The organism is Cohnella sp. LGH (assembly GCF_017671885.1).
Classification (GTDB): Bacteria; Bacillota; Bacilli; order Paenibacillales; family Paenibacillaceae; genus Cohnella; species Cohnella phaseoli.
Genome location: NZ_CP072117.1, coordinates 1,594,095 through 1,617,259, shown reverse-complemented (window position 1 = coordinate 1,617,259; position 23,165 = coordinate 1,594,095). Strand labels below are relative to the sequence as shown.

Below are 23,165 nucleotides of genomic sequence, written 5' to 3'. Positions count from 1 at the left end.
GTTACTCCCTCTCCTTTGTCGGTTCCAACGGAATCAAAATTACGGCTTTTAAGCCGCCCTCGGTGCTGCGAGACAGCCGCAGAGCCCCGTGCCGCCCGAACTTGAGCTGCAATCTGCGGTGAATGTTATGCAAGCCGACTTCTTCCCCTGCTTCCGCTTCCCCTGCGAGAATAGCCTGTACGTACTGCAACTGTTGATCGGATAGCGATCCGCCGTTGTCCTCCACGACAATGGCAAGATGATCCTCCTCCGCGGCGAAGGAGATGGAGATCCAGCCCTTCTCGGGCATCTGTTCAAGACCGTGGATAAAGGCGTTTTCGATAACGGGCTGGACAATAAGCCGAGGAACGGAAAGACCCGCATAAGCCGGCGGGAGCTCGTCGAAGACGACTTTAATCCGGCTGCCGAAGCGCAGGCTCTGTATGTCCGCATAAGTTCGCGCATGGCGAATTTCCTCTCCCAGCGAAATGTCGTCCTGATTGTTTTTCGTCATGAACCGGAAATACTCGCCGAGCTGAATCGTGAAATATTCCAGGTTATCGTAATCGCCCGTCCGGGTCATCGTGTTCAAAATAAACAGGCTGTTATACAGAAAATGCGGGTTGATCTGCGATTGGAGCTGCTTCAGCTCGGCATTCTGGACGAGAAGCCTCTGACGATAAGACTGGTCGATGAGCGTATTCAGGTTGCGGACCATATCATTGAACTGAGAAAACAGGTATTGGAACTCGTCGTTGCGGTCGTGCTTGATAAAGACATTGAAATCTCCGTTCTCCACGCGCGAGAAGGAACGGACCATTTTGACCAGCGGCTGATGAATGTACCGATAAGCATATAGCGAGAACAGCGCAAGGATCAAAAGCCCGACAAGGGAGTAGCACCAGATCCAGACCCGATAAATGCGGATAGTCTGGAACAGCTCCGAGTTTCTTACGTACTGAACAGCCTCCAGTCCAAGAGAAGACGAATGCGCGCGGAAAACCTGATAGCTGCTCCCTGCAGCTTTGAGCTCCGCAAGTTCGGCTTGGCCGTATCGGGGCAGGGCGGCTTCCACGGACTGGGCTTTGTCGTCGTTCGTCGTGCCGACAAAGAAGCGGGACGAATCATCCCGAAGATAGATTCCGCTGTTGCCGTACTGAAGCAGCGGGAACAGAGAATCCTTCAGCTCTTTCGCGGAAAATTCGACCACGATCATAAAGTAGGGCTGCGCGTTGTCGGTTTTACTGTTAAACGTTTTCATAACAATGTAAGGCCGGTCGTTGCGGTACACCATCCGAAGGCGCTCGTCCTGACGAGAGAAATCGTCGTATTCGTCCTGGCGGAAGCTCTCCGGCCACGCAGCCGCGGATAACGTCCGGTTCAGCAGGGGAACGTGAATGCGGACGTCCGCGATATAGCGATTGCTGTTTTTGACAGCAAGCAGCAGCTTTTTCAGCCGGCCGATCATCTGGAATTTCTCATACTCCGAATACTGCGCCGTCGACTGGGGGAAAAGGGCGAGCATGGCCAGATCCTCGTCGTTCATCAACGTCTCGAACAGCAGCGCTTGCGTTCGCTGAACATCTTGGTCGAAGTTGTCCAAGATCGATTCGAGCGATGTTTGGATCGATCCGGTAAGCTGCGTCCTGACCGCTCCGATTCCCCAGTTGTACAACAGGATGCCGAGCGAGAACAGCGGTATGAGAATCAATAGAAAAATGAGCAGGAGCTTGCTGAAAATCGAGTTTTTCCATAAAGTGCGAAGCATGCGATCGCCGTCCTTCTTCCCTGTAATCCTGAATACGCTGTCATTATATCAGAGTTTAAGGGAAGGGCTACTTGTATTAACGGGCAAATAAGGGCGAATGATACGAATGAGCGAGCGAATGTGCGAATTCCTTGACAGCCGCTGCGCAACAGACTACAATAAACTACATCTGTATTTCCAAACTGTATTTCCAAAGCCTCAGATTCGACGACGGGAATAAGTAATCCGGCCCCATGCCCACAGAGAGGAAAGCCTTCGGCTGTAAGCTTTCCGGCAATGATCGGACGAACGACCTCCCCGAGAACCCGATGGGAACCGCCTGCCTGACGTATTGTCGGGTACGGCTCAGTAGCATTGCGGCGCAGCCGGGCGTTAACCGGGCGAAAGCAGCAAGCCTCTGTCGATTAGACAGACTTGAACGACGGGTGGCACCGCGGGAGCGTAACGACAAGCTCTCGTCCCTGACGATCTTTATTGAGATCGCCATGGGACGGGGGCTTTTTTGATCCTCATCGGCTTTCGGCAAGCTTGTTTGGAATTGAAGCACAAGCAGGGGAGTGATAAGAACGATGGGTTTTCAGAAGCCTCCGGGCACGCAGGACATTATGCCCGGCAATTCCGAGCTTTGGCAATACGTAGAGAGCACGGCTCGCGACATTTGCCGGCGTTACAGATTCAGGGAGATTAGAACGCCGATCTTCGAAGGAACCGAGCTGTTCAAGCGCGGCGTCGGCGAGACGACGGACATCGTCGAGAAAGAGATGTACACGTTCGAGGATCGCGGCGAGCGCAGCATGACGCTTCGTCCGGAAGGGACGGCCGGCGTCGTCCGTTCTTATGTGGAGAATAAGCTGTATGGCGATCCCGACATCGCGAAGCTGTACTATATCGGGCCGATGTTCCGATACGAGCGCGCGCAAGCCGGCAGATACCGCCAGTTCCATCAGTTCGGCGTAGAGGCGATCGGCTCCGACGATCCGGCGCTCGACGCGGAAGTGATCGCCTTGGGGTATCACTTCTATCGGGAGCTGGGGCTGACAGGCGTATCGGTCGATTTGAATTCCGTCGGCACGCCGGCGGTTCGGGCGGCCTTCCGGGAAAAGCTGCTTGCGTTCTTGCAGCCGATGCGAGAAAGCTTGTGCAAGGACTGCCAAGCAAGAATCGACCGCAATCCGCTCCGGGTGCTCGACTGCAAAGTCGACCAGGATAAGTTCGCGGACGCTCCGTCGATTCTGGACAGTCTGGACGAGGAGTGCGAGAAACACTTTGCGCGCGTGCGCGAATGTCTGGACGAAATGAGCATTCCTTACCGACTGAACCCGAAGCTGGTCAGAGGATTGGATTATTACACGCATACCGCGTTCGAGTACAAGGCTCAGGGCATCGGCGCGATCGACACGATCGGCGGCGGCGGCCGGTATAATGGGCTCGTGGCCGAGGTTGGCGGAGACGATAAGCCGGGCGTAGGTTTGGGACTCGGACTGGAGCGGACGCTGCTGCTGCTGGAGAGTCAAGGCATTAAGCCCGATCTGGGCAGCGGGGCGGATGTCTACATCGTCGCGCTGGGCGAGAGGGCGGAGCAAGCGGCTCCCGGATTGGCGCAGCGGCTGCGCGACGCGGGAATTGCCGCCGAGCGAGATTATCTCGGACGCAAGACGAAGGCGCAATTTAAGGCGGCTGAGCGCAGCGGAGCCCGCTATGCGGCTGTGCTGGGCGACGATGAGCTGGATCGGGGAGAAATTTCTCTCCGTCCGATGAACGGCGGCGAGCAAACGGTTGTGAAGCTGAGTGAACTGGCAGATACGATTAAGAAATGGATGACAACCTAAAAAGGGGAAGATTACAGATGATGCTTAAAACGAACGACTGCGGAATTTTAACGAAGGAGCATGTCGGGCAGACTGTCGTGCTGAACGGATGGGTGCAGGGCTGGCGCGATTTCGGCGGGCTGCTCTTCATCGACCTGCGCGATCGCACGGGAATCGTGCAAATCGTGTTTAACCCGGAAATTTCCAAGGAAGCGCTTGAGCTCGGCAGCCGTGCGCGTAACGAATACGTATTGGCCGTAACGGGCAAAATCGTCGAGCGCGACCCGGAGACGTACAACGCGAACCTGGCGACCGGCGAAATTGAAGTTCAAGTAACCGAGGTAGAAGTAATCAATGCCGCCAAGACGCCTCCGTTCCCGATCGAAGACGGCGTGGAGGTGGACGAGTCGCTGCGCTTGAAGTATCGTTACCTCGACCTTCGTCGTCCGGAGATGCAGAAGACGCTGCGACTCCGCTCGAAGGCGACAAAGGTGTTCCGCGATTTCCTCGACGAGAACGGCTTTATCGATGTAGAAACGCCGATCTTGACGCTCAGCACGCCGGAAGGCGCGCGCGACTATCTGGTGCCGAGCCGCGTTCACCCGGGCGAGTTTTTCGCGCTGCCGCAGTCGCCGCAGCTGTTTAAGCAGCTGCTCATGATCGGCGGCCTGGAGCGCTACTATCAAGTGGCGCGCTGCTTCCGCGACGAAGACCTCCGCGCAGATCGCCAGCCGGAGTTTACGCAAGTCGATATCGAGACGTCGTTCCTGTCCCAGGAGCAGCTTCTCGGCATGATGGAACAATTAATGGCGCGCCTGTTCCGCGAGACGATCGGCGTCGACATTCCGACTCCGTTCCAGCGCCTGACGTATCACGACGCCATCCACAAGTACGGCTCCGACAAGCCGGACCTGCGCTTCGGCCTTGAGATCGAGGACGTTACGGACATCGTCAAAGGCAGCGACGTCAAGGTGTTCGCGTCCGTAGCCGCTGCGGGAGGCGTCGTCAAGGCGCTTAACGCCAAAGGCTGCGCCAGCTGGAGCCGCAAGGAGCTCGACGATCTGCAGCCGTTCGCGGCGCGTTACGGCGGCAAGGGCATCGCCTGGATTACGGTGAAGGAAGGCAAGTGGAACGGACCGATCGTGAAGTTCTTTAAGCCGGAGGAAATTGCCGCGCTGACCGAGCGCCTGAACGTCGAGGAAGGCGACTTGCTGACGTTCTCCGCCGATAAGCTGAAGACCGCCGCGGACGTCATGGGCAATCTGCGTCTCAAGGTCGGCCGCGAGCTGGGTCTGATCGACAACAACGCGTACAAATTCCTGTGGGTCGTCGACTTCCCGCTGCTTGGCTGGGACGACGAAGCGAAGCGTTTCGTCGCGGAACACCATCCGTTCACGCGTCCGAACGACGAAGATCTGGCGCTGTTCGACAGCGATCCGGGCGCGATCCGCGCACAAGCCTACGACATCGTGCTGAACGGTTACGAAGTCGGAGGCGGCTCGATGCGGATTTATCGCCGCGACGTGCAAGAGCAAATGTTCAAGGCGCTCGGCTTCTCTCTGGAGGAGGCGAAGGAGAAGTTCGGCTTCTTCCTCGACGCTTTCGAATACGGCACGCCTCCGCACGGCGGCATTGCCTTCGGTCTGGATCGCTTGGTCATGCTGCTGACGGGACGCACGAACCTGCGCGAGACGATCGCGTTTCCGAAGACGGCCAGCGCTACCGATTTGCTGTGCGACGCTCCGTCGCCGGTCGCGGAGCGCCAACTGGAGGACCTGCATATCAGGCTGTCGGCTAAGGCGGTTGCGGCGCAAGCGAAGAACGCCGCTCCGGAGGCCCAAGCTTCCGACGAAACGGAAAGTCAAGGTTAATTCAAAGGAGCGAGCCTGCGATGCTGCACCAATTTTCCAGAACAGAGCTGGCGATCGGACCCGAAGGGCTCGAGACACTGAAGGGGAGCACGGTGGCCGTGCTCGGCATCGGCGGAGTCGGCGGCATTGCCGCCGAGGCGCTGGCCCGTTCGGGCATCGGCCGCATTATTCTGATCGATAAAGACGTCGTCGATATTACGAATGTCAATCGTCAGGTTCACGCGTTGACGACTACCGTCGGCCAGCCAAAGGCGGAGCTGATGAAGGAACGGATCAAGCTGATCAATCCCGAATGCGACGCGATCGCGCTGAGGATGTTCTATACGGAAGAGACCTACGAGGAGCTGTTCAAGTATTCGCTGGACTATGTGGTCGACGCGTCGGATACGATCGTCTACAAGGTCCATCTGATCAAGCAGTGCCTTGAGCGCGGCATTCCGGTCATCTCCAGCATGGGTGCGGCGAACAAGATGGACCCCAGCCGGTTTCAGGTCGCCGACATTTCGAAGACGACGGTAGACCCGATCGCCCGCGTCGTTCGCAGAAAACTGCGCGAAGCCGGGATCAAGAAAGGCGTCAAAGTCGTGTTCTCGACGGAGGAGCCGGTTAAGCCGCGGGAAGACGTGACACAGCGGATCGTTCCGGACACTGCGCCGGAAATTCGCAAAGCGCAGCAGCCGCCCGCGAGCAACGCGTTCGTGCCTCCAGTCGCGGGGCTGATCATGGTCAGCGTCGTGTTCCGCGAGCTGGTGGAAGCCGGGGCTAAGCGTTCTTCCGATAACTAAGCAGACCAAGTCGCTATGAAAGATCACCGAAGATAAAGGTAAGAGGGGTATGTACCTCCTTCCGATGCTATACGCTACTGAAATCCGAACGGGGAAACCCGTGGCAAGGCGATTTCAGGAGCGTATGAGGCGTCAGCGGGAGTACATACCCCTTCTTTGTCTATCTTTCATCGCAAGCCAGTCGGCTTTCGGGACAGCCCCTTAAGGAAGATGAATCGTTCGGACGTGATCCAGATGAATATAGGTGCTCGTTCCGTCCGCGGCTGCGAGCTCGACCAGATTGTTGGCGACGGATTTCAGCAGTCCGCTTTTTCGCGGCTGCTCTCCCAAATCCAAAATAACGAATTCGTTTTCGCATTTTTGAAGCTGTCGGTCGAATGTGCGGGCAAGCGGGGCTGTCGGAGGGTAGACGGGAAAACGATTCGGCCCGAGCGCATACGGAAGCTGCCCGTCGTCGTAAGGGGCAAAAATTTTCAGATGCCGCATCGAGACGCAGAGCGAGCGGTGCAACGGCGAATGGAAGACGAAGAAGTCGGTCATGACGCTGGTGACGTAGCCGTGAATCGTTCGGTTTCCCGCGACATACAGCTCCGCGAATACGCCTTTGGCGTTCAGCAGCACCTTGCGATGGGATAAGTGTTCGGCAGGACCGAGCGGAGACTCGGGGATTTTCCCCGGCATGCCGGAGGGAGACGGATACCGCGTTAACTGCTCGATATGGACGAGCGGCACATACATGAAGCGGATTCCGTCGTACAGCACGATAAGCTCTGCGCTTTGGTCGACGAGCTGGCCGTGAACGACCTGTCGCAAGTCTGCAACCGTCAAGGCGACGAATTCATTGGCGTAATCGATCACGATTCGGGCTCACCTCCTTGCGAGTCGGGATGGGTCGTTTGGCTATCGCTCTGTGTCCGAAACAAAACAGGTTGTACTCTACATTTATGTGACGTCAAGCCGGGAGGATACGGTTGGTTGTCCGAACACCCGTCAAAATCCGCATTTATCCGAGGGCGATCAGCCTCTTTTCATTCCAATTCTGCGCCTGTCTCTATCGAAGATCGGCCATAGCTCATAAACTGTATGATCTTACACAGGAGGTGCAGTTTCATTGAGCATGCTGCTGCATGGGGCCAAGAAACGCTGCCCGAAGCGCGTCCGCAAATGCAAGTGCTGGTGGACGGGCGGAGGAAAAAGGAAGAGACGGAAGCCTCCGACTAAGTGTGCTCCGAAAGAGCATCATTCGGGGGGCGAGCCGATCGATACGGGACCGGACCACGGGCACCAGTCGTGGGGACAATGGGGAACAGGCACAGGACGGACCGGAGGCTATAACGGCGGCCATAACCGCACTGGAGGCACCGGTCATACAGGCGGCCATCCGGGCCATACCGGCGGGTATCCCGGTTATATGGGCGGCAACACCGGCGGTCATCCCGGTCACACGGGCGGTCATCCAGGCAACACTGGCGGTCATCCGGGCCAAACGGGCGGTCATCCAGGCCACACGGGCGGGCACCCCGGCCATACGATCGGGCGCACTGTGGGACACACTGGCGGACATACCGGCGGGCACTCCGCGGGTCCTAAGAAAAAGCGCTGCGGTTGCCCCCCAACCCGCGGTCGGACCGGACATCGCTGTCAATGCCACAAGCGCGGCAAAGGCCGCAAACGCCCTTGCACTAAACGCGGCTGACGCCGCCGGAGCTGCGTAATTGTAGCGCATGCGCGCCCTTCGTAACGAAGCCCTTTCGCTTGCGCGGCCGAAAGGGCTTCTTGCCGTCCGGCGAATTAGACGGATGCCGTTTCCGCCAATGCCGGGGCGACATACGCTGATGGAGACGACGCATCAAGAGAGGGCGGAGAATGCATGCCTCTACCGGTCAGATCGATAAGGCTGGGCAACGAAGCGAGCCGCGAGCTTGAAAAAAATTTATGGAACGATCGGTACGTTCCCGGCAAAATGAGCACCAACGGCGCAACAACCTCGGTGTCGGTTCGATACCGGGGAGGACATACCCGAAGCTATTCGAAAAAGTCTTACGAAGTCGTCCGAGCCAATCAAGCTTTTCATTATAATGCCGAATACGACGATCCTTCGATGATTCGCAATGCGCTTTCCTTTGCCTTCTTCCCGATGCTCGGCGTGCCGGCCCCTCGCACCAAGCATGTGATGCTTATGGTTAACGACGAGCCAAAAGGCGTGTATCTGGAAATCGAAGGCGTGGGAAGACGGTTTTTTACCAACAGGAAAATAGGGGCTTTGTCGTTATTTTACGCAATCAACAATCGGGCCGATTTCGGGCTGATCTCATCGGAATCGGACCGTCCGAAAAGATCGCTGCTCGCCGGGTATGAACACCGCTTTGGCTCGAACGGGGAAAAAGCGAAGCTGAGCTCGTTCATCAGAGGGGTGAACACGCTCCGCGGCGCGAGAACCGAGGCTTTTATCCGTTCCCGTCTGGATGTGGACAACTACCTGAGATGGCTGGCCGGGGCGGTGCTGACCGGCAATTATGACGGCTTTGAGCAAAACTATGCGATCTACCGCAGCGGAAAAACAGGCAAGCTAAGAATGATTCCTTGGGATTACGAGGGCACGTGGGGGCGAAATTGCTACGGGCGCATCGTGGAGAGCGATCTGGTGAACGTAGAGGGTTACAATGCTTTGACGAGCAAGCTGATGAAATTCCCGTCTGTTCGCAGACAGTACCGGTCCATTTTGGAATATGCTCTGAACGGGCCGTTCACGGAAAAGCGGCTGCTGCCGGTCGCCGAGAGGATGATGGGGAAGATCGCGCCGTACATGAAGGACGACGGCAGCCGCAAATGGCTGTATCGGGATTTTATCGGAGAGCCGAACGTTATTCGCAAATACATCCGCGAGAGAAGAGAGATTGTGAAGGAGGAGATATACGGGGTATTAGGGAACGTATGATCGCTTTCTCTTTCTGGAAACGCGAGTTTCTGCTATGATAGAGAGGAGAAAGGCGGGAATACGAATGGATTTGTTCAGCTATCAAGCGGAAGCGGAGTCGCGCGGACGGCTGCTGGCCGACCGGATGCGCCCGGAGACGCTTGACGAATATATCGGGCAGGAGCATGTGGTCGGACCGGGGAAGCTGCTTCGGAGGGCGATTGAAGGAGACGTCGTATCGTCCATTTTGCTGTTCGGCCCTCCGGGATGCGGCAAGACGACGCTGGCGCACATTATTTCGCGGCAGACGCAGGGCGACTTCGTGCGGCTGAACGCCGTCGATGCGTCCGTCAAGGACGTACGCGAGGTGATCGACCAGGCGGAGAGAAATAAAAATATGTACGGACGCAAAACGATTCTCTTCCTCGACGTTTTCAGACTTAATATTGCATAGATGATGGATATACATGAGATGATTGATAGCGTTTATTTATCAACCTTTATAGAGCGTAAACAATCAAAAGATGCTGTATACGCTTGAAATTAGGGGGATTATGGAAGTAGATATGGCGGTGGGATTAGCCCTCGCATCAAGGAGTAATAATACAATACAGCGTTATGCATGAATATACACTCCGTTCTCTGACGGAGTGTTTTTTATTATGGAAATAATTTCATGGTGCCATTTGTATCATAATTTCTGGAACCAAATGGGCAATATATCCAAATTAATGTTGAGTGAATTGGTGGGAACTGTAAGGAGTTTTACATATCGATAATTGAAGGAGGCACCTAGAAAGATTGGCAGTCAAGGTGTTGAGAGTTTCTTTTAATATTATAAAGAAACCAATATCTGTTTTCTGATGATTTTAATCAGGAGAATAAAAATAATTGTTTAGCAAGAGGGGGGATTGCGCTATTTCAGGGGTGGTGAAATAATAGCGATGTGTTCCAAATGAAGAACGACAGTCCATTTGAGGAATGAAGCGTCAAGTAACATCAAATACAAAATATCTCATTTTCTCTGCGGATATCGAAGGAGGATTGTTATAATATAAACAAACAATCAAACGCACATTTGAATGTTATAAAATGCACAACAAAGATTAAGGAGTGATGGTATGAGCATAAGAGTTCGAAGAAGTAAAGTACCAAAGTTGAATGGTGACGGTGAATATAACGTTCGTTACCTTATTTTGGAGGATAATGAACCGATGTTTGAAGTGAACCGCTATTTGGATAGGGTAAGCTCGAATAGCTACCTTACAGGAAAGCAATATTCGTTTGTATTAGCAACTTACCTAAAATTTTTAAAACATGTTGGGATTCATTATAAGAACGTTACAAATTCAACAGTCATTGACCACTATATTAAAACGTTATTGGGTTACAGTGGCGAAGCTGCGGTCATTAACATTAAGTCTGATAGAAGTAGAGATACGATTCTGTTTCATCTAAGTGTGATAAAGAACTTCTACGTTTTTTTGGAAGATGAACGTAGTGTGCAGATTAACCCTTTGACCTCTGGAGTCAAGACACAAAAACGAAATAACACCCGAATGCGCAACAAGTTCTTATATGGTCAAGTATGGGACTTTCAAGCAGAGAAAAGCATTTACGCATCAGCAATCTATACAAAGGAATCAAGAGATTATGTGAAATGGTATTCGCAGAATCAGATTCAACAGTTTATAAAACAGTTGCCTACCCTTAGAGATGTAGCCGTATTTTGGATAAGTGTAGCAACTGGAATGAGAATTGGTGAAATATTAGGTTTGCGTTTAGAGCATGTTGACCGTTTTGTAAACGAACTTCAAGTTAGAAAAAGGAATAACACTGAGAACGATGCACGTGCAAAGACAACAGAACGTGAAATTCCTGTTCCTGAAGAGGTTATTGCTATTATTGAAGATTATCTTCGTTCCGAACGTGAAGAAGCTGATATTTACTATTCTGACTACTTGTTTATCAACCTGTTCGGAAAGCATAAGGGGAGAGCTTATAAACCGTACCAGTTTCTCCGAGTGTTAAAACGAACCGCTGGAAGAATGGGCATGGATTCGTCTAAAATTCGCACGCATAGCGGAAGAAGCACCAGGACACAACAATTACTCAACGATGCGAAAGAAGGTCTTATCACAGAGCAGGCGATTTTAGATGTTATGGGTTGGTCTTCCTCTGCGAGTCTTACACCTTATCGAGACAAGTCCAACTCCAAAGAGCTTATTAGAACCGCAGACAAATTAAGAGAGAAAGGACCGACAGAATGGCAAAAGTAACATTAGTCAAAGTATCCTCTGATGCCTCATCCAATGTTTTTGATGTGGATGGAACAGAAGTGAGCTTGTACTGGTCGAAGGATAAGAAAGATGTACAAACTTTGGAAGATATCATTAGCCAAGCTTATGAGCTGATAGTAAGAAACAAATCGTCTCTATTTGTAGAACTCATGCAAAGCCAGTTGCAATTAAAAAGAGTCAGTTTAATGCTTGTTCTGTATCAAGTTTATCCGAAAGAATGGAATGAATACCTTTATGCATGCTGTTTAGAAATGTTGGCGAATCAAATAAGCTGTTCAATAAAAGCGTTGACGATTTACGCTACAGGGGTAGATTATTTTGTGCGCGGCATTAAGAGCAAACTTGGTATTCAACAAGTTCACGATAAATTTAAGTCGTACATTAAGCAAGAAATGTTAAAAGCTTTTGGAGCATGTAATAAAGAACGGGTTTGGCATTTGTTTCATCATACGACATTTATGACCTCCGAACTGGATGACTTATTGAATCATTCGTCAATTGAACACTACTTGACTTATTGTGCTGGACACTTTAATGATAGACGGGTTCTTGTCTCATATCGTGGAATGTTAAATTACGCATTTTACGGTGATGAGACAATGAAGACGTATTATCTGGAAAAGCTCTATATCAATCATCCCGTTTCACAAAAAATCTATGCTTTAAATGAACGGCAAACCGAACAAATTAAGCAATGGAATCATAATTTTGATGATGATGTTTGGACGATTTACACCCATTTACTTGAAAGTGTTACCGAAACACGAATTGATTTTACTGCTTTTGAAAAACAATTTCGTATTGAAGTCAAACGATATGTTCAGCATTTGTTGGGTAACGGAGATAAGAAACCGCAGAGTCGTGTTTCGGATATCCGAAGATTTTATCTCTGCTTAAAGTCGTTATCTTATTCTGTTCATTCGTTTACGGAATTAAGGCATTTTCATCTACAACATGTCAAGAGCCATATGCAGACCGAGAAGGCAGAATGTAATGAAGATAGATGGGGTATGAGTACGATTCGGGGAACCTTTACGGAGATGAAGTTATTCTTGAATCATTTGCTTAAAATGAGCAAAGCCCCCAACCCATTTGAGAAGATTAAGTTCCGTAATACTGAAACATATACGAATAAAACAACTTATATTCCTGAGTTCGTGATTGAGCAAATTGAAAAGGTTGTACATGAACTACCCGAACCTCTTCTTCATATGTGGGTCATCATGATGAATACGGGTATGCGCTCTAAAGAAGTCAGAAACTTACAAAGCGACTGTCTCGTTATGGATGAGACGGGAACAAAGCAAATGATTCGGTATATTCCAACCAAAAATCTCGAAAAGAGGCTTGCCAAAGGGTTAAATAAATTTCAAGTCATACCTGCAAAGTCAGCTATCGTTGAGTGTGTGAACAAGCAATTGGGGATAACCAAAGAACTGCGAGAATCCTCTGGGCTGAATTACTTATTCATTAGTAATCGCGGCAGGAATAAGAGCATCGCCTTGACATCGATTTGGGGACTCGCGATGGCATTAAATAAATTAATACAGAAACATCAAATCAAAGATGAATGGGGAGAGATTTATCATTATCACAATCACCAGTGTAGAAAGACTTTAACAGTAGAGCTGTTATCCAATGGAGCAACACTTGAAGATGTTGCTAACTATATTGGTCATTTATCCACCCGTACAACAGAGAGACATTATCATGACATAAAACTTGAAAAGCTTGCCGAGTTGGATGCAGATTTCTTTGCCATCATGTTTAATGAGATTGTAGAGCCAGAGGTGTTACAAGACTTTAATGAGGAAGAAAAGAACGCACTTCTGGAAGAAATCAAATTAGGCGCAAGACATACCCCTGAAAGGAATGGTTATTGCGTTAAGCATGTTGCTTTTGGTCCTTGTGCGAAGAATAGTTGTACGGGGTGTAAATTTCTGATTACAGGACCACAATATCTTCCGCGACTCTATGATAGTTATTTAGAGCAAGAACAGCATGTAAGTGAACTCATTGAACATTACCAAGATAAAAAGATTGAAAATTATGAAAACTTTGTTGAGTTCCAGCGTCAATTGAATTTGTTAAAAGTTTATCGTGACTCGATTCTAAAAACGGAAAAGGTCGCAGAGAAAGCGGGGGTCTCCTATGATAAAAGTAAAAGACCAGCAATCGAATGATAAATATCTACGAGAGCTTCGGAAAAAGATAAGTCAGTATGGCGATAATATATCCTTTGATGCTGATGCTTGGTATTGTTCAAAGAAGCATAATAGTTCAGCATCGAACTCTACATTTAATATTTACTTTTCGAAGGTCGATGAAGCATATAAAGAGTTAATTAAATACTTTGTGTTACTCAAAGAGGATAGTGTTAGTACCTTGCAAGCAAAAATATATAGCTTTAACTACTTTATTGCGTACTTGAACCAACTTCAACCCAAACGCAGCTTGGCTGAAGTAGATGAATTTATTATTGACAGCTATGAGAGTTACTTGCGCTTGAATGAAAATCCTAGATATGCCACAGATAAATATACCGATTTGAAGGATATTTTTTATACACTAGAAGAATTGGATGGATTCCCAATTGTGAAGTTTAAGATTAAAAACCCGTTTACCACTCAAGCAGCGACAGTTCCCAATCGCTATATTCCTTCAAGTGTTGTTAGTAAGCTCGACATGGTGATGAAAAGTCAAAAGCATGATATACCAGTTGAACTCCGAACGGCGTATTGGCTGATTCGTTCCTTCCCGAATCGTATGAACGAAGTTCTTAGCATTCGGCACAATTGCTTGAAAACACTTTATAGCTATTATGTTTTATCTATTCCATCAACAAAGCAAAGTGGCAATATCAGACCAGAACTAAAAGCGCTGCCGATTATCTACAATGGTCATGGCGAATACCTTATCAATCTTATCAAAGAGATGCAAACTCAATATAAGCACTTAATGGAGACAAAGGAGTTGTCTCGTAATATAGATATTAATTATTTATTCGCCTATCTTCCATATTCCCTTCACGTTGAGCAGGGGGTGATACGATATCGTAGACGAAATTATAGAAAATCAAGAGTGCTAAAATTAGCAAAAGTGAATCATGATTTGCAGGAAATCTGCAAGCTGTTAAATATTACGGTTCCAAACAATGAAATTGCACAAATTACGTCCCATCGATTTCGTCATAATGCGGTTACAGATAGGCGATATAGGGGCAGTTATACGGAAGAACAAGTTATGGCACAAACTGCCCATAAAAACAAAAAGATGTTAAGTCGATATGTAAATCCTTTAAAGGATATTTATAAGGATGTACTCACTAAAAATCGAATTGCCCCTAATGAAGCAGGTGTTGAGTTTAAAGGCACGATTATGAATTTGAATGAAGCAACGATTGAACGATTGAAAAAGAATCGGCAAATGTACCTCACTTGGGAAGCTGGCGGTGATAAGGGCGTTGGCATGTGCAGTTATATTCAGGGATGCAGCCCCAAGAGTGGTGCAGAGAAGGCATTGCCTGTTAAGTTTGAATGTTACGCTTGTGATTGGTTCGTACCCATTGCGGACTATATAGACTCATACAGAAAAGAAGAGGAGTATTGGGAAGGTGTGGCAAGAGAAACAGAATCTAATCCTAGCCGAGCAGCTACCTTTGAAAACGCACTGCGAAATTTATCTTTAATTCAACATGTTATTGAAATATGTGAAAACGGGATAGAAAAACATAAAAAACAAATCGTTGAAAAGATAAAGAGCGGAAAACTTATCGGAGAGGTGCATGCGTAATATGGATGTAAACGAGGCTATTAAGAATTTGCAGTTTTCACAAAGGGAAGATACTGTAAGTAAAGTCAAAGAAGCCATTCAGTATATTCGTGATTTTGAAGGGGAAAACGCCAGATTGACAGCAAATAAAATATTGAAAAATTGTGATGTCTCCAGGGCTGTACTTTATAAGCGGCACATCTTAGAGTTATGGAATCCTAGACTTTGGTATCACCGATACGGACGTAAGCAAGGGGGAGTGGATCCCTACTACGATAAAGAACTCAAAAAACTTCAAGCTGAAAAAGAACAGATATATCAGAAGTTTAAAGTAAGCGAAGGTCGGAATCAGCAACTTACGGAGCAATTGCAAAAGCAGAAACAGATTAGTCAAGGTTATTTGGCTCGTAACAAAGAATTGGATGAGGAGAATAGTGTTTTGTTAGGGAAGCTTTCACAATATCAAACGATGATGCATTCACGTGGTATCCAATTCTAAGCGTACACCCCTTCTTGTTCAAGGAAGGGGTGTTTTTCGTTATCACCGAAATGGACTATAATAAATGTACAAGTCTTATAGAATTAGGAGATAACGTCATGGACTTATTTGATTATACACTTGAACAAAATAACAACTTCAAACCGCTTGCTGAAAAAATGCGACCTCAAAGTCTGAATGAATTTTTTGGGCAAGAACATTTGCTTGCTCCAGGTAAGGTTCTGCGAAGGTTAATTGAAAATGACCATTTGACCAACATGATATTGCAGGGTCCTCCATCGTCTGGAAAGACAAGTCTTGCTACGATTATAAGCAAAATGACGAATGCCCACTTCATTCGGTTAAATGGGGTCAATCTCGGCATTGCTGATATTCGAGAAGCCATCAAGAATGCTAAAGATAATTTAAAATTGTACAACCAACGAACCGTATTGTTTATCGATGAGATTCATGCCATGAAAAGCAACGTGCAAGAGGCGTTACTTCCTCCAAGTGAAGATGGAACATTCACGCTAATTGGCGCAACGACCGAGAGCGTCATGCACGACATTATACCACCGCTTGTATCTAGATGTAAGATATATAATTTCAAACCTCTTGAGCATGATGACCATAAACAAATCATTCGACTTGCTCTGCAAAATCAAGAACGTGGGCTTGCAAATAAGTTTGAAATTACAGAAGATGCTTTGAGCTATTTGGTTGATATAACGAATGGAGATGTACGCAATTCTCTAATTGCTTTGGAGAACGCCGCTTACTCACTACATGGCGATAACGTCATTGAATTACAACAAATTCAAGAAGCCGTAGAACAACGAATCAACGGCATGAATCAAACGGATTTTTATGATATCGTGTCTGCCTTCTGTAAATCGCTTAGGGGCAGCGATTCTGACGCGGCGGTATATTGGATGGCTCGACTCTTATACAGCGGCGTAGACCCCATTTATATCGCACGTAGAATGGTCGTGCATGCGACTGAAGACGTGGGTATGGCGAATCCTACGGCTTTACAGATGGCGTTGGCAGCCAAACAAGCCGCCGAATTTGTAGGTATGCCAGAATGCCGTATGGCGCTTGCACAAGCGGCTATATTTATCTGTGAGAGTCCTAAGTCTAACTCGGTGTATAAAGCTATTAACGCCGCGCTGGAGACCGTTAAGAATACCAGACCATTCGATGTGCCTGACCATCTGAAGGATGGCACGAAGACGTATATAAACCCAGTCGACTTTCCTGATAAACGCCAGCCGTTATTGCCGCCAGAACTGCGAAATCATCAGTTTTACAAGCCACAGAACAGCGGAACTGAATCAAAAATTTATGTTAAACACCAACAAAGAAGTGAAAGGGATTAGAGCAAATACGAACAACTTCATATGTATGCTTTCTACTCAATTGGAAATGCTAGATTCCTGTGAAACTAACATTGGGGTGAGATGATTGGGTGAAGGCTTTCTGGATATACATGTAGAAGATATTGAAGCCGCCGCGGATATGTTTAAAGCGTTGGCTGATTCAAATCGTTTAAAAGTCATGTATTTGCTCTTTAACCGACACTGTTCGGTCAATCAAATTACAGAACGGTTACCTATGTCACAACAAGGCGTGTCGGCTCTTTTGAGAAAACTTCGTTATTCAAATCTGGTTTTCTCCAGAAAAGAAGGGCAGAATCGAATCTATTACTTAAGCAATGAACACGTAATGAGACTTATGCAAGAAGCTATATCGATGATTAAGTCAAATAAAACATGAGATAAAAGGATGACGATGGTTATTTTCGAATCACCGTAGGAGGGATACGATGACGATACAACCTGGACAACTGGAACCTATAATAGCTATGAGTCACGATAAAATCTCCATTCAAATGAAAACAAAACTGAACAAAATACATTATGCGTATTATTGATGGATTTGTAGATTCGATTTTATTCTTGACGTTTGTTACATTTTGGTAGTAAATTTAGTGTAATCAAATATGAATGACAAACGGAAGCACCGTTGAATGAGCTGGGTCACTAGCTTATTTAATGGTGCTTTTTGTTTGTTAAAAAGGAGAATGAAGATGATGAATAATGAGGTTGTACAATTGATGACAAATGAGCAGTTGGAAAGATTTATGCAGCTGGGTGTTAGTGTGGAGGCTTGGGTATTTGATTCATTTGATAAGGTTGGTTTTATTCAACAATTTGATGATACAGTAGTTGTAATTGGAAACGAGTATTATGTGCGTGAATGTTGTTCGTTTTTTGGAAAGATGAATCCGTAATTGTCATATAGGGAGGACACGCCAATTTGTGCTTATCTTAATCAGAAGATTAGAAGCTATAATGAAACGGATATGTTGATGTTAGATTTATTTTTGAAATATTCCATTCGACAAGGAAGATGTACCGCCTTGTATGGCATTGTAATACACCGTTTTCCCTCAGTTGACCTCTTGTAGGAGGATGAGAGAGTGGCGTTCTATGAGCATTCTGGGAGTTTAGAATATGTTAGAAGCTTTGAGGGACTATTCATATTGGACTAGTAAAATAAATTAGGAGAATTGTGCGCATTTCCAAACAAAATTGTTATAGTAAATATATATTCGTTAAATGAATGTATATTTTCAAGGAGGCGCGAAGCATGAATTCAACTAGAAAAAATAATGACCCATACTTGGATGACCTTGAACTGGTCAATCATTTTATCAAACAACAAAAATGGGATAATCAAATGGTCATATTCTATCCGAAGGAACAAGGTTCAAAATATTTAGTGGAAGATATACGTAAGCTGGTGAGCCTTGTTCAAGATAGCCACATTGAATTGTTACCAGCGGCTTTTCAACTCACATCTAATCCAAGAGTTGTATTAAATAATGGAAGTAGCCATTTTGTATTAATCAATATCAGGACCTACACTGAAATAAAAAAAAGAATAACGGAATGCAATTTCTTCTATTCTGAGAACAAGCATGATGCAGATTATCGATTCGCATCATTATTTTTAATGGAGTCGAGAGCTATATTAGATTTAGCTCATGAAATTGAAGTGGATACTCGAAATTTATCTCCACAGGACTTCATTAAAGTAGCCGAACGAACAATGAAGATTTGCTTAGATATATTCGGTAAAGAAATTCAGGCAAACAACGTGTTTGAATATTTCTTTTTAACATGTTCTGAACGTTATTTTGCGCTGCCTGAATTAAGCTTTATTAGGCGTAAACTTATGCTTAGATTAGGTTCAATCATTGGTGGTCATGGAGATTATTACTCTTAATCTAGGGCGTTGAGAAGCGCAATGACTACTTTCAAATCACGCTCTGATTTACTTTTACAAAGCATAACGATTTGCTCAATAAGCAGCTCTTCCTTGGTGGAAGGGTTGTTTTTTTGTAATAAGTCAGAAGTTTCAATATTCAAAGCAGTTGCAATATCATCTAGCTTTTTTAAGCTAATGTTATTTTGTTCATCCTCAAACTTTTTAATGAACTGTCTGGATAAACCTGCAGATGAAGCTAATTGCTCATGGGATAGTCCTTTTAGTTCACGTATCTCTCTAACACGCTGGCTTGTGATATGTAGAATTCGGCTCATATATCCTGTCCCTTTTCATATGATTTTGTATGTTTTCATTCTACCAAAAATGAATGGAAAAAAGGTATAATCATAAGCTCTCTGGACAAAATGTTTCATCGACAAACATCGACAACTTGGGGTTGTTACTGTTTTTGTTCTCTCTATCATTGGAAGTATTAAATGGGAGAGGACAGGTGTTGTGTGGAAGAAAGGAATCCTGACCTGATTAACTTTGGAGCGGTGATTAAGCAAGCTCGAAAGGAATTGGGGATTACACAAGACCAGTTAAGTCTCTATACGAGGATTGACCGCAGTTACATATCTGAAATTGAAACAGGAGTAAAAAATCCTAGCCTAACGATAATATTGATGCTTGCAAAAGCATTGAATATAGAGACCATACCAATTGCTAAAACAGTTTGAAAGTAAATATTCATACTTCAATGATTCAGAAAAAGACTCTTCCTAGCGGTAGAGTCTTTTTTTGTTTGAATAAAGCAGGAGAATGTTGGGAAATGTCGAAATTGCTGAATGGAATAATAAGATTTTTGAAGGAGTTTTTATGTTGAATATGCCCTTATGGAATTTGATAAAACTACCATTTGTTATAGCATTAGCATTTGCTGGCGTTATAATAAACGCCATCTACTATAATCTTTTTGAAGGTAGGTATCGTAAAACTGGAAAGATGAAAGAAGACATGCGTAGAGACTTAAGACTGAGTAATGAGTTTGATGAAGAGATAGTAGCAATTAGTTGGAGATATTATCTTTTGCAAATTGGTTTTTACTTGCTCTTTTCTCCAAAGGATATAGAGAAATGGTTTCATAAAGTCATCTATAAAGAGATTGCTTTCGAAGGAAGAGATAAAAATTTAACATTTACTTTGAGTGAAGTTCTAGTTGAAACAGATAAAATATCAAATATGACTTTAAAGATTCATAACAGCGAAGAATCAGAATTCATAATAAAAAAAATGGAATGCTCTCTAAGAATGAATAATAGAGAGATTGAGAATACAAAACTTCTTAACGTTGATGACAATGCATTAGTCTTGAAACCAAATGGAGAGGCTATCTATAATATTCATTTTGGTGAAGTGAAAAGTAAATATCTAATCCCCTCTAATGAGATAATTGTTAATGTAACGATTAATAGTCGTTTAAAAAACAGACGCTTTAAGTCCTGTAACTTTATCATTGAGCAAGAAGTTCCTTTAAGAATACAGCAGTTAATTGAAGAAAATATTTCTACCTCGAAACTATTCTCATTTTTAACTTCTGGAGGGTATTTCCTTATTGGAATACCACTGAGTGTGCTAATCGCAATTATATCCGTCCTTATAGGGGGAATATTCACTACTCTGATTAGTTCGTTGTTTATAACAGTAATTCTATTGACGTGTTTTTATTTAAATAGAAGGTTCTCACATATTTATCGATTGCTTGAAAGTAAAAGGGCAAAGGAATATTGAACATGGCATTTCAAAAGCTAATAAATAAGCTAACTGACAGAGATAAGCTTATTAACGAAATTGATGTATTAAAAAGTCGAGTTAGTCAGTTAGAACATGAGAAGTATGTCCTAATAAAGGAACTAACATTAAGAAATGAGGATTTATCTAAACTTCATTCAGTAAATAATGAACTACAAGAATTAACCAAATTGAATAGCGAAGTGATTCAACAACTTAAAGAGCAAGCCAAAGAACTAATAATTAAAAACCAAACACTCAGTGAATCTGAGCGAAATTATAGAAAGCAATATGGGAATATTCATATTTCAGAACCATCAGAAAATTTAGTTGGAGACTGGGATGTGGACAAAGACTTCTTTGACCACATGGAAAAAATAAAAGGGAATCCGTTCAATAAAGACCAGGTTGAGGCTATAAGATATACGATGGATAAAAACCTGCGCATTATTGCTGGGGCTGGAAGTGGAAAGACGGAAACTATATGTGCCAAAACCGCATATTTAATGACGATGGAAAGCGTTGAGGCTTCAAGTATTTGCATGGTTACTTTTACACGTAAAGCAGCTGATGAAATGAAGGAGCGCGTTAATAAGTTCCTTGTGACAGATAATTCACGTGTAGCTATTGGCACGTTCCATAGCATATTTAAATCGTTGTTTGAACAACTTCTAAAACAAGTGCCAGCTTGTGCTTCTGTTGGAGTTGTTGGAAATAAGCAAGATGATAGTGATGAAAAAGCTAACCGCTTGTTTAGGCAGCTCATAAAAAAATACAACCTCTTTCAGTTTGATAAAGAAGGGGATAAAACAATAAAGGAACGAATTGAATATTGGACTAACTTGGGGCATAGCGCCGAAGAAATGAAAGGGTTTGTAGCCAAGCATTACGATAGTCTTGAACCTTTATCTGATTATCCAATTAATCAACGGTTCTATGACATGTATATAGAATTTGTCCGGATCCGGACAGAAGAGAAAATTGTTCTGTTCGATGATTTCTTGCTAAATCTGTATCGAGCATTGCAACAATATGAGTCTGCACGTGGGTTCATTCAAGGGAAATTCGACTATATATTTGTAGATGAATTTCAAGATATTAATCCATTACAAATGGATATTTTGAAGCTAATTGCACCTACAGATGGAAGTGGAGCAAAGTTAATCATCGTTGGTGATGATGACCAGAGTATTTATGCATTTCGAGGCTCAAATCCAAGTTTTATTAAACAATTTCATGAGGTTTACGATACATATACATTGGAACTCATGACAAATTATCGTTCTAAACAGAATATCGTTCAGGCTGGCAATCGTGTTATTAAAGCAAATGCGCATGATAGGATAGAAAAAGCAATGGAGCCTTTTCACAAGGTTAATGGAGAGGCATATGTTTGGGCAGCGACTGACCAAAGTGAAGAGGCAAATTGGATTATTACAAAAGCCCAAGAAATTGGTAAGATTGAGCCTTTCTCAGTTAAGGATAGAGTTGAGCCAATAAACTATACGCAATCAACTATCCTATATCGCTCTGTTGGACAGTTACAAAGTGTATATCAAGCTTTAGATAATCGAGGAGTTCCTTTTGTCATTGAGAACAATGAGGATGTAATGGGGATTTTTAATATTTTTGAGTTTAAGATTGCAATTCGAAATTGGTTGGACTTATTAGAGTCAGAACCACTTATACAAATAAGTGCTTGGAGACCATTTTTATTGAATGTTGCTAACGCTTATTTCATTAAGAACCAAGATTTTAACCAATTTATGGAGCAGAGCCATTTTTCATCAGTTCAGTCATTACTACAAGAATTTGTTGCTTTTGTTAAACGTGAAAAAGGGAAGAGTGACACCACATTAATTGAAAAATATTTAAATGGGATATTCAAATTAATAAAGAACAGCAATGTTGAGGTCTTGGAGTTCATTGAACCACTTCTTCAATTTCCAAAGAATAAAAATAACATGTCAAAAGAGGAAGTGGACTGGATAAACAAAGAATGTCAGCATTATAAAACATGGGTTGATTTAATTGCGTATCATGAACGTTTAAAAGAAAGACGAAGCAACATGAAGAAGCATTTAGTGTTATATCACAAAGGCGAATACAATGCCTTATACTTTTTGACCATTCATAAGAGCAAGGGGCTTGCTTTTAATAATGTATTTGTAATTGCTGTTAATGATGGAGGATTACCGTCAAATCGCGCGGTGCCATTGAGCAAGATTAACCTGACGGAATGCAGAGAAAAGGCTGAGCCTCCAACAACTGTCGAAGAAGAACGCAGATTAATGTACGTGGCAGCAACTAGGGCGAAACACAATTTATATGTGACATTTCCTAAAACAATTCAAGATAAACCAAGCAAGCGGTCCATATTTATAAAAGAACTGAGCCTTCCGCTTAGAAATGGGTGATATG

Annotated in this window: 19 protein-coding genes and 1 pseudogene; 17 read left to right on the top strand and 3 right to left on the bottom strand. The window is 45.1% G+C overall.

From position 1 onward, the window contains the following. Nucleotide 1: 1 nt before the first annotated feature. Nucleotides 2-1,747 (bottom strand): sensor histidine kinase, encoded by a 1,746-nt coding sequence (locus J4772_RS06440; protein WP_209074606.1) that lies wholly within the window; start codon nucleotides 1,745-1,747, stop codon nucleotides 2-4. Between the two features lie 569 nt (nucleotides 1,748-2,316). Here J4772_RS06440 and hisS point away from each other — a divergent pair. The 3 genes from hisS to J4772_RS06425 are packed head-to-tail and all read left to right on the top strand — an operon-like array spanning nucleotide 2,317 to nucleotide 6,211. After that, nucleotides 2,317-3,576, top strand: coding sequence for a histidine--tRNA ligase (gene hisS, locus J4772_RS06435; protein ID WP_209074605.1), 1,260 nt, complete (start codon nucleotides 2,317-2,319; stop codon nucleotides 3,574-3,576). A gap of 17 nt (nucleotides 3,577-3,593) precedes the next feature. After that, nucleotides 3,594-5,426, top strand: a complete 1,833-nt coding sequence (aspS, locus tag J4772_RS06430) for an aspartate--tRNA ligase (RefSeq protein WP_209074604.1) — start codon at nucleotides 3,594-3,596, stop codon at nucleotides 5,424-5,426. A gap of 20 nt (nucleotides 5,427-5,446) precedes the next feature. Next, nucleotides 5,447-6,211: a tRNA threonylcarbamoyladenosine dehydratase gene (locus J4772_RS06425; RefSeq protein ID WP_209074603.1), complete on the top strand. Its 765-nt coding sequence runs from the start codon at nucleotides 5,447-5,449 to the stop codon at nucleotides 6,209-6,211. 201 nt (nucleotides 6,212-6,412) lie between these two features. Here J4772_RS06425 and J4772_RS06420 read toward each other — a convergent pair whose 3' ends face one another. Next, nucleotides 6,413-7,069 (bottom strand): DUF2642 domain-containing protein, encoded by a 657-nt coding sequence (locus tag J4772_RS06420; protein WP_209074602.1) that lies wholly within the window; start codon nucleotides 7,067-7,069, stop codon nucleotides 6,413-6,415. Between the two features lie 253 nt (nucleotides 7,070-7,322). Here J4772_RS06420 and J4772_RS06415 point away from each other — a divergent pair, with 253 nt between their 5' ends. The 11 genes and pseudogenes from J4772_RS06415 (at nucleotide 7,323) to J4772_RS06365 (ending at nucleotide 18,971) form a co-directional block, all read left to right on the top strand. Beyond that, nucleotides 7,323-7,907: a hypothetical protein gene (locus tag J4772_RS06415; RefSeq protein ID WP_209074601.1), complete on the top strand. Its 585-nt coding sequence runs from the start codon at nucleotides 7,323-7,325 to the stop codon at nucleotides 7,905-7,907. A 174-nt stretch (nucleotides 7,908-8,081) separates the two neighbouring features. Then, entirely contained in the window at nucleotides 8,082-9,149 is a 1,068-nt protein-coding gene (locus tag J4772_RS06410) for a CotH kinase family protein (RefSeq protein ID WP_209074600.1), read from the top strand. A gap of 64 nt (nucleotides 9,150-9,213) precedes the next feature. Then, nucleotides 9,214-9,573, top strand: a pseudogene (locus tag J4772_RS06405) (AAA family ATPase); the annotation flags it as partial. A gap of 676 nt (nucleotides 9,574-10,249) precedes the next feature. Then, complete coding sequence (locus J4772_RS06400; protein WP_209074599.1) at nucleotides 10,250-11,407, top strand: tyrosine-type recombinase/integrase; 1,158 nt, start codon at nucleotides 10,250-10,252, stop codon at nucleotides 11,405-11,407. Beyond that, nucleotides 11,395-13,611, top strand: a complete 2,217-nt coding sequence (locus tag J4772_RS06395) for a tyrosine-type recombinase/integrase (protein ID WP_209074598.1) — start codon at nucleotides 11,395-11,397, stop codon at nucleotides 13,609-13,611. Before J4772_RS06400 ends, J4772_RS06395 begins: the two co-directional genes overlap by 13 nt. Beyond that, a complete protein-coding gene (locus J4772_RS06390; RefSeq protein ID WP_209074597.1) occupies nucleotides 13,580-15,220 on the top strand; it encodes a site-specific integrase in 1,641 nt (546 codons plus the stop codon). Before J4772_RS06395 ends, J4772_RS06390 begins: the two co-directional genes overlap by 32 nt. Further along, nucleotides 15,213-15,698 (top strand): hypothetical protein, encoded by a 486-nt coding sequence (locus J4772_RS06385; RefSeq protein ID WP_209074596.1) that lies wholly within the window; start codon nucleotides 15,213-15,215, stop codon nucleotides 15,696-15,698. Before J4772_RS06390 ends, J4772_RS06385 begins: the two co-directional genes overlap by 8 nt. A gap of 98 nt (nucleotides 15,699-15,796) precedes the next feature. Next, nucleotides 15,797-17,059 carry a replication-associated recombination protein A gene (locus J4772_RS06380; protein ID WP_209074595.1) on the top strand — a complete coding sequence of 421 codons (1,263 nt, stop codon included), beginning with the start codon at nucleotides 15,797-15,799 and terminating at the stop codon, nucleotides 17,057-17,059. Between the two features lie 85 nt (nucleotides 17,060-17,144). Continuing rightward, nucleotides 17,145-17,456, top strand: a complete 312-nt coding sequence (locus J4772_RS06375; protein ID WP_209074594.1) for an ArsR/SmtB family transcription factor — start codon at nucleotides 17,145-17,147, stop codon at nucleotides 17,454-17,456. Between the two features lie 313 nt (nucleotides 17,457-17,769). Next, the gene (locus tag J4772_RS06370) at nucleotides 17,770-17,973 is read left to right on the top strand and encodes a hypothetical protein (protein WP_209074593.1); all 204 of its coding nucleotides are present in this window, start codon (nucleotides 17,770-17,772) and stop codon (nucleotides 17,971-17,973) included. Nucleotides 17,974-18,332: 359 nt separating this feature from the next. Then, entirely contained in the window at nucleotides 18,333-18,971 is a 639-nt protein-coding gene (locus tag J4772_RS06365) for a hypothetical protein (protein WP_209074592.1), read from the top strand. Here J4772_RS06365 and J4772_RS06360 read toward each other — a convergent pair. Beyond that, nucleotides 18,968-19,288 (bottom strand): helix-turn-helix domain-containing protein, encoded by a 321-nt coding sequence (locus J4772_RS06360; protein WP_209074591.1) that lies wholly within the window; start codon nucleotides 19,286-19,288, stop codon nucleotides 18,968-18,970. The genes J4772_RS06365 and J4772_RS06360 overlap by 4 nt on opposite strands. Nucleotides 19,289-19,471: 183 nt before the next feature. Here J4772_RS06360 and J4772_RS06355 point away from each other — a divergent pair, with 183 nt between their 5' ends. The 3 genes from J4772_RS06355 (at nucleotide 19,472) to J4772_RS06345 (ending at nucleotide 23,161) form a co-directional block, all read left to right on the top strand. After that, nucleotides 19,472-19,693: a helix-turn-helix domain-containing protein gene (locus tag J4772_RS06355; RefSeq protein ID WP_247741037.1), complete on the top strand. Its 222-nt coding sequence runs from the start codon at nucleotides 19,472-19,474 to the stop codon at nucleotides 19,691-19,693. 82 nt (nucleotides 19,694-19,775) lie between these two features. Next, nucleotides 19,776-20,744, top strand: coding sequence for a hypothetical protein (locus J4772_RS06350; RefSeq protein WP_209074589.1), 969 nt, complete (start codon nucleotides 19,776-19,778; stop codon nucleotides 20,742-20,744). 2 nt (nucleotides 20,745-20,746) lie between these two features. Then, nucleotides 20,747-23,161, top strand: a complete 2,415-nt coding sequence (locus J4772_RS06345; protein WP_209074588.1) for an ATP-dependent helicase — start codon at nucleotides 20,747-20,749, stop codon at nucleotides 23,159-23,161. The last annotated feature ends 4 nt before the right edge of the window (nucleotides 23,162-23,165 follow it).

Bases quoted from the DNA above. Each gene is read 5' to 3' on its own strand.
- J4772_RS06370 (WP_209074593.1), top strand. From the start codon at position 17,770: ATGATGAATAATGAGGTTGTACAATTGATGACAAATGAGCAGTTGGAA.
- J4772_RS06440 (WP_209074606.1), bottom strand. From the start codon at position 1,747: ATGCTTCGCACTTTATGGAAAAACTCGATTTTCAGCAAGCTCCTGCTC.
- aspS (WP_209074604.1), top strand. From the start codon at position 3,594: ATGATGCTTAAAACGAACGACTGCGGAATTTTAACGAAGGAGCATGTC.
- J4772_RS06350 (WP_209074589.1), top strand. From the start codon at position 19,776: ATGTTGGGAAATGTCGAAATTGCTGAATGGAATAATAAGATTTTTGAA.
- J4772_RS06385 (WP_209074596.1), top strand. From the start codon at position 15,213: ATGCGTAATATGGATGTAAACGAGGCTATTAAGAATTTGCAGTTTTCA.
- J4772_RS06360 (WP_209074591.1), bottom strand. From the start codon at position 19,288: ATGAGCCGAATTCTACATATCACAAGCCAGCGTGTTAGAGAGATACGT.
- J4772_RS06400 (WP_209074599.1), top strand. From the start codon at position 10,250: ATGAGCATAAGAGTTCGAAGAAGTAAAGTACCAAAGTTGAATGGTGAC.
- J4772_RS06380 (WP_209074595.1), top strand. From the start codon at position 15,797: ATGGACTTATTTGATTATACACTTGAACAAAATAACAACTTCAAACCG.
- J4772_RS06365 (WP_209074592.1), top strand. From the start codon at position 18,333: ATGAATTCAACTAGAAAAAATAATGACCCATACTTGGATGACCTTGAA.
- J4772_RS06395 (WP_209074598.1), top strand. From the start codon at position 11,395: ATGGCAAAAGTAACATTAGTCAAAGTATCCTCTGATGCCTCATCCAAT.
- J4772_RS06425 (WP_209074603.1), top strand. From the start codon at position 5,447: ATGCTGCACCAATTTTCCAGAACAGAGCTGGCGATCGGACCCGAAGGG.
- J4772_RS06390 (WP_209074597.1), top strand. From the start codon at position 13,580: ATGATAAAAGTAAAAGACCAGCAATCGAATGATAAATATCTACGAGAG.
- J4772_RS06410 (WP_209074600.1), top strand. From the start codon at position 8,082: ATGCCTCTACCGGTCAGATCGATAAGGCTGGGCAACGAAGCGAGCCGC.
- hisS (WP_209074605.1), top strand. From the start codon at position 2,317: ATGGGTTTTCAGAAGCCTCCGGGCACGCAGGACATTATGCCCGGCAAT.
- J4772_RS06345 (WP_209074588.1), top strand. From the start codon at position 20,747: ATGGCATTTCAAAAGCTAATAAATAAGCTAACTGACAGAGATAAGCTT.